This window comes from Aquirufa sp., from assembly GCF_964796385.1.
This window is the reverse complement of the sequence record NZ_CBAUBA010000027.1, coordinates 1-13,206: the sequence shown is the minus strand read 5'-3', so window position 1 is coordinate 13,206 and position 13,206 is coordinate 1. Positions and strand designations below refer to the sequence as shown.

Here is a 13,206-nt window from a genome sequence, read left to right as displayed (position 1 = left end):
GATGCATTACGTACCCTAGTCAAACGCGTAAATAGCCTGTTTTAGGGCACAAATGCCTAGTTGGCTCATTTATTTCCAAGCGATATTGGAAAAAACGATTTGGCTATAATCTTTACATTCATACAAGATGCCAATCGTATTTTTAGAAAGCTTTACTAAATCAGAGTAGGCCGCAAAATCACGACTAGCCTCGGCTTCAGTACTTGCATGCGCAACTGGAATGTAGGTGGGCCATGTCTTTCCATCATCATAGGAGATCCTAAGGGTGAGTTTGTCCCGACGTTTTTCATTGGCCGCATTCGAAAATGCCAGAATATTTTTCTTGTTTTTTTGTCCCACCAAAAGAATGCTCCCCTCACAAATGGGGTCAGGTAATTGAGGGTCAAAAGAGACGTTTTTCCATGTCGTACCTGCATCTTCACTTACGCCAATGATTCGTTGGCGCACATCACCGCGTTGATTTCGGATATTCATCATCAGCCGACCACCCGAAATTTCGGCTGCAGTGGATTCATTGCTACCGGGAATAGAAATTGATGCACCAATTTGAAATGAATCGCCATGATCATCACTATAAAACGCATGAGCTCGATAATCAGCACCTCGTTCTCCACGTGGACCCTCTGAGTGATTGGCAGCTACAAGTAATCGGCCTTGAAAGGGACCTTGTGAAAATTGCATCGCATGCCCAGGGCCATTGGCATAATGTCGCCAATCCTCTTTATAGGTATAATTTGGATTTCGGTTAGGCTGATTTGGCCGATGAACTTGACTTGTGATATTGACCGCTTGCGACCAAGAAATTCCGCCATCCGAGGAGGTCTTATACCAAACTTCACGAAGTCCTTTCCCTTCTCTTATTTCATTTTCATGGTTGTTCCCCGTATTGTAAAAAAGAAAAATTCGTCCATTCGGAAAACGTGGGTCGGAATCATCCAAAACGGGTGTTGGATTACCTGCTTGAAGCGAATCATAATCGGCAATGGTCTGAAGGGCTGACCAATGCCTACCTTGATCGCGGGATATTTTAAGCACAATATTGATATCCCCATAATCGCCTGAACCGTGCACGCGCCCTTCCGCGAAGGCGAGTAAATTGCCTTGCTTATTTTTAATGATGGCTGGAATTCGATACGTTTTATGCCCCTCCGTACCCGAAGTAAAAACAGGAACGAAAGCCTGCTGAGCGTGCAATGCGACACTGGAAAAGATAAAAAAAGTCAGTACTCGCATGAAAATAAAATTGTTCATAGATAGCATTAATTTTTCAACTCGATATTGATGATAAAAAAATTAAAAGATTGTCAAAAAAAATTCTAATTTTATTCAAACGAAAAAACTCCGATTCAAAAATAAAATCTATTTGATGAAGACCTTTAAATTAAGAATAAGATGAAAAATTTACTAACAATAGGCTTGGTAATCAGCAACTTAATTGCATTTAGCCAAAAACCAAACATCATATTTATCTTTTCAGATGACCATACTTCTCAAGCCATCAGCGCATACGGTAGTAAAATAGCCAAAACTCCAAACATCGATCGCATTGCAAAAGCGGGAGCCATCTTGCACAATAATGTGGTTAGTAATTCCATCTGTGGACCGAGTAGGGCGACGCTCCTAACAGGGAAATTCAGCCACATGAATGGTTACAAGGTAAATGAAAAAGTGTTTAACATCGACCAGGCCGTCTTCCCAGAAGCATTACAAAAAAATGGATATCAAACTGCTTGGGTAGGGAAAATGCATTTAGGGGGCCTTCCTCATGGATTTGACTTTTTAAATGTTTTACCCGGGCAAGGTCATTATTACAACCCAGACTTTATCAATCAAAAAAACGAGAAAATTCAATACGAAGGTTACGTTTCTGACCTAATTACGAAGTTTTCAAAAGAATGGCTTGAACAACGAGATAAATCAAAACCCTTTTTCATGGTTGTTGGCCACAAAGCCACGCACCGCGAATGGTTTCCAGATGTGCAGGATTTAGGGTCCTATGATGATGTGAATTTTCCGTTGCCTGCCAACTTCTATGATTCTTATGACGGCCGACCAGCCGCGCGGGACCAAGACATGACGGTGGATAAAACGATGGTTTTAGCTAGTGATTTAAAAGTAAATGCGAACTACAACAGTCCAGCATTTAAGCGATTTACCCCAGCGCAAAAAACTGCGTATTACGATTACTACCAAAATAAAGTAACCAAAGACTTCGAGTCAAAGCAATTGACTGGAAAGGCGTTAGTTGAATGGAAATTCCAACGGTACATGCGGGATTATTTGTCTACGGCCCGTTCGTTAGATCGGAATATTGGCGAACTTTTAGACTATTTAGACCAAACAGGTTTAGCTAAAAATACGGTTGTCATTTATGCCTCCGATCAAGGTTTTTATTTGGGTGAACATGGCTGGTTCGACAAACGATTTATCTATGAGGAGTCATTAAAAACGCCTTTTTTAATTAAATATCCAGGAACAATTAAAGCAGGTACGCAGGTACGGCAAGTGGTTTCAAATGTCGATTGGGCACCTACCCTTTTAGACATTGCTGGCGTGGAGCCAACGACAGGGATGCAGGGAAAATCATTCTTTTCACTGCTTAAAAATCCCAAAAAATCATGGGACAATAATGCGTATTATCATTATTATGAATATCCTCAGCCCCATCGAGTAGCGCCTCATTTTGGCCTGCGCACCGAACAATTCACTTTAGCCAAATTTTACGGGCCACAAGATTCTTGGGAATTGTATGACATCAAAAAAGATCCGCAAAACATGAAAAATTTATACGGCGATAAAGCTTACGCTGCAATTATTCAGAATCTAAAGGCTACGCTAAAGGAAAAAATGATTGAGCACCAGGATACAGAAGCATTGGAATTACTAGAGAAAGAACCCAAATAAGCTAACTTATTCGCCCAGATTTTTCACACATCTAAATCCCGTATGTTCAAGTCCCGAATCAGGACTTGACTTCATTCGCGCCGCTACGCGATAACTTGCACAATACGAATCATTACATAAAAAAGATCCGCCACGCATCACTTTTTTAGGAATGCCAGGCTCATCAGGATCAAAACTATCCTGAGGTCCACGCGGAGAAACTGCCACTTTCGTAGCTAATTGCTTATAATAATCAGGCCTATAATTATCAGAACACCATTCCCAAACATTCCCAGCCATATCGGAAAGACCAAATCGATTTGCTGGGTAACTTTTAACGGGAGCCGTTGTAAACTTATAGCCATCTTTGGCATCATCCTGATAGGGAAAATTACCCTGCCAAGTATTTGCTTTCATACTACCTTGATCAACTGATTCACTACCCCAAGGGTACTCCAAATTTTTAAGTCCACCACGCGCAGCCCACTCCCATTCCGCTTCGGTTGGCAATCTTTTGCCCGCCCATTTAGCATAAGCTCGGGCATCATCCCAAGAAACCTGAACGACCGGATGATTTTCTTTGCCTTTAATATCAGAAAGTGGTCCAGAAGGGTGGCGCCAATTAGCACCACGTTTAAATTGCCACCATTGACTATAATCATTCAAATTCACGGGACCACGTGTAGGTGTAAAAACTAACGAACTTGCTTCTAAAAGTGAATCGGGTGGACGAGGAGTTCCTATAGGTACTTGCTTTTTCATTTCTTCCCAGTCGATCGGCTTTTCCGCCGTAGTCACATAACCAGTAGCTTGAACAAATTCTTGAAATTGCGCATTTGTGACCTCAGTTTGGTCCATCCAAAAACCGTTCAACTTAACTAAATGAACAGGATATTCGTCGGAGCGACCATCCTTACTATGCGATCCCATCTGAAAAGTTCCCCCAGGAATTTGAACCATCCCCAGTGTATTTTTAGACCTACTCACGGCTACTTTAGTCACATTTTTAGCTAAAATAATTCCTTTCTTACTTGGAACAGGAACGTGACAAACGGGAATTTTTTTCTGTTGGGCCACCAAATTAAAACCGCAAATCAGTATCATGAAAAGCAACTTTAATCGGAAGCGCACCTTTTTGATTGTCAGCATAGTTGGTTAAAAATATAAGAAGGGCATTAAATTAGTTAGGCCAACTGCAAATTAAGGTAAAAAATTACTCAATTCTTTTTAATTTAAAAATATCTCGTCCACAAGTAATAAAGCTCTTTTGTCCTTAGCCCCATGCCATTGCGGGATTTTTTCTAGAGGCTTTGCTATAATCTTTAACTCCTTAAAATTTGTTGGCTTAAACTTAACGTCTATCGCATACAACTCATGGAATTTCATTTCCTTAGGAACCGGAATTTTTAGGATTTGAATTCGTTTAAACTTGCCATTTGAATTCAATTTACCCCAAATCTCTATGGACTGTGGAGGAAAAATACCCGTAGCTAACTCCTCCATAACTCGGAGGGAAACAACGGAAATTGTTTTCGGTGTTTTGAAATCTAAATTCAACTCCATGTCGTTATTTCGCACACCCGTCCAAAAATTAGCCCATGCAGGACTATTGGCGTTAAATGTGCCGAGATTTCGGTCAAAAAACGATTTAGGCCCATTGGCTAAGTGAACTCTGTTTAAAGGCAAAACGACAGTTACACTATCAGGTTTAATAGCACATTTGTAGTATTCAAAAACGGCCTCGTCGCTTCCTATCCATCCCGCTTTGAAAGCCCTTGCACGAATTCGCGTGTCAGCGCTAACACGAACCTTACCATCAAAAATAGCTGATTTTAAGCTATCGGGTTCAGTACCATCCATGGTGTATCGAATTTGGACTCCCTTAATTGTGTGGAACAAGGTGAGTGGAGCATCCGTCTCGAAAATAGTTGACGTATTTTTCAATTCAGGCGGATTTAGCTTCAATGGACTTTTGCCATCGTCCTTAAATCCAGCATTGACTTGTATTGAAGCAAACTTCGTCGTTATGCGCTTAAGTTCATCTTCAGCCAGAGGAGTATCCCACAAGTACACAGCTTGTAATTTTTTTAAGCCCATTAGCGCAACTTGTAAATCTTGAAATTTTACTTGTGTTCCAGATAGCGAAATACTTTTCAAGCGGTCAAGCGCTTTTAAAACAAAAAGCCCCTTAGCGGAGACATTCGTAAAATTCAAATCCAATCTTTCTAAATTCTCAAATTGAGAAATTATGGCTAAATCAGCATCCTGAACTGGTAATTTGGCTACGCTTAGAAAAACAATTTGCTCTTTTATAGCTAAAAGCTCTTCTAATTTTTTCGAATTAAAATCACTTTTATTAAAAATATTTACGCGCAAAGCGGGGGAATTTTTAGCAATTGGTGTGATCGTTCGGTACTCATTAGCTAATTGATTAATTATTTTCGAATCAGCTTCTGAAAAATCATAGGCTACATCTTGGTTATTCACCGAAACGAAAATCTTACTCGCAATCATTCGAAGCGAATCTGAAGGAACCAATTCGCTTACTTTCTTAGTAAAACTGGCACTTCCTTTAATCCATAGAGATAGAATCTGCTTCTCTTCATCCGTTAACTGCGGTTGGCCAGATTCTGGCATATGTTTTTCATCCGATAACGGCAAGTGAATACGTTCAAGAAGTAAACTTAACTCAGGTTTTCCAATTTTAAATAAAGGACCATTTTTTCCTCCTTTCACTAAATTTTTGATATCGGACATATCAAGCTCCCCTTTTTTCTTATCTGGATTGTGGCAACTAATGCATTTCTTCTCTAATATAGGTTTAACCATATGATCAAAAACGAGTGCATCCTCCAAGTAAATTTGCTTATTTTGATTGAGCGGAGCTAGTAAATATCCTTCACCATGTGTGAGCGAAGCACCATAATGACCGGTGAACATGAGTAAAATACTGACTAGCCCGATGAGTAACCTGGAACTTAGTTTTTGATAATATGATCTAAATCGAAGCCAATAGATTAGACTAAATATAATAAACAACGAAACTGCCGACCACTTATGCCAGAATAAGGTATCGCCAGTATACCCTGACTCTTTGGAAAGTAGCAAACCAAAGATTGTGGTCAGACCAGTTAAAACAGCACCGAATATCCATAAATCAGTTACCCATTTTTCAATAATTACCCGTGCGTCTGAGGTTGGTTGACTGAATCGAAAGAATTCAAAAATCAGTAGTAAGGCCAACAAAACAATCGGAAAATGTAATACAAGTGGATGAAGTCGGCCTACTGACTGCAGCCAAACGGGTACAACAAGTTGGTCTTCAAAAGCTAATAAAAAGACTAGAAAGACAGCTAAAGTGAATACAATTTGCTCAAAAACACCTCTCCAATTTTTATTCATCTTTAACTTAAAATATCTCGAACAACTTTTCCTGAAATGTCAGTTAATCGATAGCGTCTCCCTAAATGTTTGAAAATTAACTTTTCATGATTCAGCCCCAAGGTGTGCAAGACCGTCGCTTGAAAATCATGTACGTGAACTGGATTTTTAATAATATTATAGCCTAATTCATCTGTTTCACCGTAAACCATACCTGGTTTAATTCCGCCTCCAGCCATCCAAATACTGAAGCATCTTGGATGATGATCACGGCCATAATTTTCAGGTGTTAATTTCCCTTGGCTATAACTAGTCCGTCCAAACTCACCACCCCAAATCACTAAGGTTTCATCTAGTAAACCTCTTTGTTTTAAATCGGTAACTAAAGCAGCAGATGCCTGATCCACATCTTTCGCTTGACTTTTTATTTCAAAAGGTAGATTACCATGTTGGTCCCATCCTTGGTGATACAATTGAACAAAACGAACTCCATTTTCAGATAACTTACGAGCCAAAAGACAATTCGCAGCAAATGTGCCAGGAACAAGGCAATCTGGTCCATACAGTTTAACTATGTCATCCGATTCTTTAGATAAATCCATGACCTCCGGTACAGCGGTTTGCATCCGATAGGCCATTTCATACTGTTTTACTTTAGCCGTTATCTCAGGATCTCCAAACTCTTCGTACGACATTTGATTTAACTGGGCCAATTGGTCCAACATTTCCCTGCGCTCATTACGTGCCATTCCTGCAGGATCTTTAATGTATAAAACAGGGTCTTCTCCTTTTGAAAACTGAACACCTTGATGAATCGAATCTAAAAAACCATTTGACCAAAGTTTGGAATAAACTCCTTGCCCATTACCAATTCCCCTAGATAATAAAACGGTAAAATCAGGAAGGTTCTTGTTTTCATTTCCTAATCCATAGCTTAACCAAGAACCCATACTTGGCCTATTGCCTTGCTGAGAACCTGTTTGTAAAAAAGTTAACGCAGGATCGTGATTTATAGCCTCCGTGTACATCGATCGAATGACACAGATATCATCTACAATCTTAGACGTGTAAGGCATGATGTCACTAATCCAAGTTCCCGATTTTCCGTATTGCTTGAAATCTGTGAAGGATGCTGCCAACGGAAAACTTGCTTGATTAGCTGTCATACCAGTTAAACGCTGCTCGCCCCGAACGGATGGCGGTAAGTCTAAGCCATACATTTCACACAACTTGGGCTTATAATCAAATGTCTCTAATTGTGACGGAGCCCCATTTTGAAACAAATAAATAACACGTTTAGCTTTAGGCGCAAAATGAGGAATACCTGGAGTAAATCCGGCATCATCACGATCACCACCATTGAGTAAACCCGGAATCATCAATGAGCCCAAAGCCACACTCCCAAGTCCTAAACTCATCGTAGAAAGAAAGCGCCTCCTATTGAAATTTAAACCATGTTCCAGTATTTCCTTTTCCATCATTTAAGATTTAGTAATCGTTTCCTCCAAATTATAAATTGTATTCACCACACGCATCATCGCAGCTAATAGTTTTTTGTCCATATTCGGGTTGATTGGGTATTCGCCAACAGCCAGAATTTTAGTTGCTTGTGCTTGAGAAATTTTTGACCGTTGGTTCGTAAAGTATACGTTCAGTACATCCAACTCTTTTTGAGAAGGATTTCGACATACAATCATTCGAAATGCTTTTTTAATTTTATCCAATGGATTACTTTTCTCTTGTAGCAATTTAGCCGCTAAAACACGAGACGCCTCCAGGACAGTCGGATCGTTCAACATCATGAGCGCTTGCAATGGAGTATTGGTTTTCAGCCTTTTGACCTCACATAAATCCCGATTACTTGCATCAAAAATACTCATGGTTGGCGGTGGCACTGTCCGCTTAATTAATGTATAAATTCCGCGTCGATACAAACTTTCGCCATGATCTTGCACATAAATAGACAGTAAACCTCTACCTGAGGTAGCTCCTTCCCACAATCCGGGAGGCTGATACGGTTTTACGCTAGGTCCACCTATTTTGGGGATCAACAAACCGCTACTAGCCAAAACTAAATCACGAATATTTTCAGCATTAATGTGGTAGCGAGATGATCTAGAAAAGTATATATTTTCAGGATCCTTAGCTAACTTTTCAGGGCTTGATACGGCAGATTGTCGGTAAGTTGCAGAAACAACCATCTGTTTAATTAACCTTTTTACATTCCACCCATGTTCCATAAAATCAACTGCAAGCCAATCAAGTAATTTAGGATGCGTGGGTAATTCCCCCTGCATTCCGAAATCGCCTGTCGTCTTGACTATTCCTTTTCCGAAAAACTCCTGCCATACTTGATTAATAAAAACGCGCGCCGTAAGTGGATTCTTTTTATCAAAAAGCCATTTTGATAAGCCCAATCTGTTTTTCGGATAGTTCTTATTGAAAGGCAAAATGGCGTTTGGTGTGCCAGGACTCACCTCTTCACCCGGCGCATCATAAGCCCCGCGCTTTAAAATAAATGTTTTCCTTGCCGTATCCATGTCGGTCATCACGGAAACAATAAGCCGGTTAGTGTCTGGCTTATTAATAAATTTCAATATGCTTTTAACTTCTTCATTGGTAATTTCCATCAAAGGCTTTTTGGCATACGTCTCTGGGCCACCAATAACAGACTCGATACCAACCTCTTTGATGTTATTAAAAAAGGCAAACATTTTATAATACTCTTTCTGGGATAATGGATCGTATTTATGGTCATGGCAATGTGCGCATTCCAACGTCATTCCTAAAAATGCTTTCCCAAATAAGTCATTTCGATCGGTGACATAGCTCAGTCTATATTCCTCCTGAATAACGCCACCTTCCTCGGTAATTTTGTGATTGCGGTTAAAGCCAGTTGCCAGCAACAACTCCTTGGTCTTGTTCGGGAATGCTGGATCAATTAAAAAGTCACCAGCGAGTTGCCAAGTAACAAATTGGTCATAAGGCATATTTTTATTCAAGGCATAAATCACCCAGTCTCTCCAAGGCCATTGAGTGCGGTACCCATCGTCTTGGTACCCATGCGAATCTGCATACCTAGCTAAATCCAACCAATAAATAGCCATCTTCTCTCCATAGGCTGGATTTTTAAGAAGCTCGTCAACCATTTTTTCGTATGCTAATGGGCTTTTGTCCGCTAAAAAGCGATCCATCATGGAAATTGTAGGGGGTAATCCTGTCAAATCAATACTCAAGCGTTTCAATAAACGCTCTTTGTCGGCCTCATCATTAGGCTTTAAGCCACGCTGCTCTTGTTTCTCCGCAATAAAATAATCAATCTCATTTTTAGCCCAAGATTGATTCGCTATTTCAGGCAAAGCTGACTTTTTAGGGGCGACAAAAGACCAATGTTTTTCGTATTTCGCGCCTTGCTTAATCCATTTTTTTATCACCGAAATCTCAAACTCCTCTAACTTTAAGTTTGAAGTAGCGGGAGGCATTAATTTGACTGAATCTTTGGTGACCATTCTAAGGTAGGCCTCGGAAGCATTCGGATCTCCTGCAACCCATGCATGCACGCTAGGATGTTCTTTCAGCGCTTGAAAAGCTAAAACTGGATCGTCTAAACGTAAACCCGCCTGGCGTTTTTTTTCATCGGGTCCATGGCAAACAAAGCATTTATCAGACAAAATTGGACGCACATCAAAGTTGTAACTGATCTCATCAGGCAACTCAGGTTCGGATATTTGAACTTCTGAATTTCTATTGCAGCCGTTTAAGGTCCATATAATAGAACCAAGCAATAAAAAGAAAAGAAAAAGTTTACTATTCTTCATTAGACTAATAAATCTTGTACGGCTTTACCCTTCCCATCTGGGGTTGTGTAGAAAGGTCGCTTCTCAATTTCATATTGGGTTTCAGGCTTTATACCTAAAGTCTGATAGATGGTTTGATGGATTCCATCAATTTTAACTGGATTTTCAATCGATTTACACGGACGTTCATCAGCCGTCTTACCATATACGTGACCGCGCTTAACGCCTCCACCCCACATCAGTATAGAACAACCATCCGTGAAGTGACGATGCATCCCATAAAATTTAATGTCATTTAAAATCTCAGGTTGTTTCACCTGCTCTTGAACTTTGAGATCAGGCCTACCTTCAACCATCATATCGCGGCTAAATTCACTGGCTAAAATAACGAGCGTCCGATCCAAGTGACCCGTTTCATCCAAGTCTTTGATTAATTGCGCAATGGGCCCATCAATCATTTTTTTCATTCCTGCTAAACGCGTATGGCCATTTTCGTGGGTATCCCAGCCAACAAATGGTTCGTATTCCGTAGTTACACTTATAAAACGAGCACCCTGTTCTGTTAATCTCCTGGCTAATAAACACCCTAATCCAAATCGGCCGGTATTGTATTTATCGTATTTCTCCTTAGGTTCAGTACTTAAATTGAAGGCCTTTGATTCCGGTGAATTCAACAAAATATAGGCTTGCTCCATGGATCTGCGCAATGATTCTTTTTGGTAATCACTACCAAATTCCCCATGAGCACTTTGTGAAATTAAATTATTGTACAATTGATTTCTACTTTCAAATCGCTTCATATTCATCCCCACGGGAGGACGAACGCTATCCAAACCTTGACTTGGATCTGGAATCATGAAAGGACCATGCTCATTGCCTAAGAAACCTGCTGTATGAAAAGCCTTCAATTCCTCCGCTTCACCTACTGTAAAACGCTGGCCAATATCTATAAAAGAAGGTATTACAGGATTTTTAGGCCCTAATTCTTTAGAAATCCAAGCACCAATATGCGGTGCTGCAACAGATTGAGGGGGTTCATAACTCGTATGCCAGTGATACTGGTGACGTGAGTGAAGTATATGCCCTAAGTCAGCTGCAACATACGAACGAATCAAAGTTCCCTTGTCCATAACACTGGCCATGGATTCCAATCCTTCTGAAAAATTTATTCCATCCAAGGCCGTCGGAATCGATTTAAACGTGCTTAAAACACGATCACCCTGCATACCTTTTTCGTAAGCCGTGTATTTTTTAGGATCAAACGTCTCTGTATGTGCCATCCCGCCAGCCATCCACAATAAAATAACTGTGTCAGCCATGGCCATCTTTTTGGCCAACTCATTCGTTGGCTCAGCCATTAAACTTGCGATGGGAGAACCTAAACCCAATGCAGCTATCGTAGCTGCACTCGTATTTTGCAAAAAGGTTCGTCTATTCCAATGGTTTTCCATAGTCAAATTTAGATAATTAATTGAAATTCAGGAAGCAAGGTAACCGCCCAAACTAAATCATGAATCCCTTCCACACTTGGCTTTTTCCCAATATATTTTACAGCTAAACTAAGTTCTTTTGCATTGGGTTCTCGACCAAGTGCCTTTAAATATAAGGCCTTTACCAAAGATTCACCCGTTGTATATTTTTGCGCCCAAATTTCAGCTCCCTTTCGCAAGGACAAGTTAAATTTATTTCCATTTGTCAATTCCAATGCCTGTAACAAATTGGCCTGCGAAATCCGACTCGTCGAAACGTTTTCTCGGTTAGGCCGACCCAGCGCAGTCAAAAACGCATCATTCTTAACCAAGGATGCCCGAGCAAATGGAATGTCATTTTTAAAATCAGCCGGTAGCATCTTTTTAACTAAAGCTGAATCCGTATAAATCGGGTAGAATGATTGACTCACCGCATCTGCAAATTGCTCAGCCGTAATTCTACGTTTCATGATCCCTCTAAATACGAAATTAGAAGCGGTCAGCATTTGAGATTCCTTCAGTCCAACTGCCGGAGTTTGATAGGTTTTGGACAAGACGATTTGACGCATCAAGCGTTTAATATCATAGCCATTGGCCGTGAAATCAGATGCTAGCCAGTCCAACAAGTCTTGACTCCAAGGCTCGTTGTCCATCATATCGACCGGCTCAATAATACCTCTACCCATTAATTGAGCCCAAACTCTGTTCACCAACGTTCTATATAAACGGCCGTTCTTCTTCTGAACTAAAATATCAGCTAATTGTACCAAACGATCCGCCGTAATGGAGGTCTCCTTAATTTTTCCCAAGGAATTATACAATACACCATAGCCAGCCATACGACCAGTAGGCACATCACAGCGATGTATTTCCAAGGTTTTATTCGAGAAAACATTCGCAAAAGCATAGGCATCGTCCAGCTTCCAATCACTGATAAAACTATCGTGGCAAGAAGTACATTTCAAATTCAATCCCAATAACACTTGAGACACATTTTGTGCGGCTTGCATCTCCGTACTTTGACTCGAATTAATCGTACCCCGCCATTGAATACCCCGAATAAATCCTTCTGATTCTTTGGTAGGACTAATCAATTCCTTCACAAACGTATTATACGGTTTATTGTTCTTCAATGAACCATAAAGCCATTTGGTTATTCCAAATCGACCATTGGTAATGTAACCGGTACCCGAATAATCATTGCGAAGCACATCATTCCAAAATGTTAACCAATGTTGCGCATATCCATCGTTATTAACCAGAAGTTTATCGACCCAAATTTCACGTTTATTGGGTCTTGTATCTTGAACGAAAGCCGCGATATTTTCCGGACTTGGCAATAAACCAGTAATATCTAAATACACACGTCTGAGATATGTTTTATCGTCTACTGATTTAGGCCAACTGATTTTATTTTTCTTAAAATAGGCATTGACAAACAAGTCAATTGGATGATTTAAATTAGCCGTAGGCCCAGGTACCACAGGTAATCTAGGTTCCAATTCTGCCACACGGTATAAACTTTTCTCAGGTCCTGCTGCCCATGGAGCGCCTTGTTGGATCCAATACTCCAGCATCGCAATATCCTCCTTACTTACCCGCTTTCCTTTTGTAGGCATCGCATCATCATGTCCAGCCGGTAATTTAATGCGTCGAATAATTTCGCTTTTACTCAC

At 40.4% G+C, this 13,206-nt stretch carries 8 protein-coding genes; 1 reads left to right on the top strand and 7 read right to left on the bottom strand.

Features of this window, described 5'->3' with window-relative positions:
- Positions 1–69 precede the first annotated feature (69 nt).
- Positions 70–1,251, bottom strand: a complete 1,182-nt coding sequence (locus tag AC1W6K_RS08820; protein WP_481947202.1) for a sialidase family protein — start codon at positions 1,249–1,251, stop codon at positions 70–72.
- Positions 1,252–1,392: 141 nt separating this feature from the next.
- Between AC1W6K_RS08820 and AC1W6K_RS08815 the strand changes: the two genes are divergently transcribed.
- Positions 1,393–2,904, top strand: a complete 1,512-nt coding sequence (locus AC1W6K_RS08815) for a sulfatase family protein (RefSeq protein WP_481719522.1) — start codon at positions 1,393–1,395, stop codon at positions 2,902–2,904.
- A gap of 6 nt (positions 2,905–2,910) precedes the next feature.
- Here AC1W6K_RS08815 and AC1W6K_RS08810 read toward each other — a convergent pair whose 3' ends face one another.
- From AC1W6K_RS08810 to AC1W6K_RS08785, 6 genes are all read right to left on the bottom strand, one after another.
- Positions 2,911–3,987 carry a formylglycine-generating enzyme family protein gene (locus tag AC1W6K_RS08810; protein WP_481947201.1) on the bottom strand — a complete coding sequence of 359 codons (1,077 nt, stop codon included), beginning with the start codon at positions 3,985–3,987 and terminating at the stop codon, positions 2,911–2,913.
- 123 nt (positions 3,988–4,110) lie between these two features.
- Complete coding sequence (locus AC1W6K_RS08805) at positions 4,111–6,285, bottom strand: chitobiase/beta-hexosaminidase C-terminal domain-containing protein (RefSeq protein ID WP_481947200.1); 2,175 nt, start codon at positions 6,283–6,285, stop codon at positions 4,111–4,113.
- A 2-nt stretch (positions 6,286–6,287) separates the two neighbouring features.
- On the bottom strand, positions 6,288–7,742 hold the full coding sequence (locus tag AC1W6K_RS08800; protein ID WP_481947199.1) for a DUF1501 domain-containing protein: 1,455 nt from the start codon (positions 7,740–7,742) through the stop codon (positions 6,288–6,290).
- A gap of 3 nt (positions 7,743–7,745) precedes the next feature.
- Positions 7,746–10,082, bottom strand: coding sequence for a PSD1 and planctomycete cytochrome C domain-containing protein (locus AC1W6K_RS08795; RefSeq protein ID WP_481947198.1), 2,337 nt, complete (start codon positions 10,080–10,082; stop codon positions 7,746–7,748).
- Positions 10,082–11,512, bottom strand: a complete 1,431-nt coding sequence (locus AC1W6K_RS08790; protein WP_481947197.1) for a DUF1501 domain-containing protein — start codon at positions 11,510–11,512, stop codon at positions 10,082–10,084. The genes AC1W6K_RS08795 and AC1W6K_RS08790 overlap by 1 nt, the downstream gene beginning before the upstream one ends.
- Before the next feature lie 8 nt (positions 11,513–11,520).
- Positions 11,521–13,206, bottom strand: a 1,686-nt coding sequence (locus AC1W6K_RS08785; protein WP_481947196.1) for a DUF1549 and DUF1553 domain-containing protein, incomplete at its 5' end; no start/stop codon positions are given.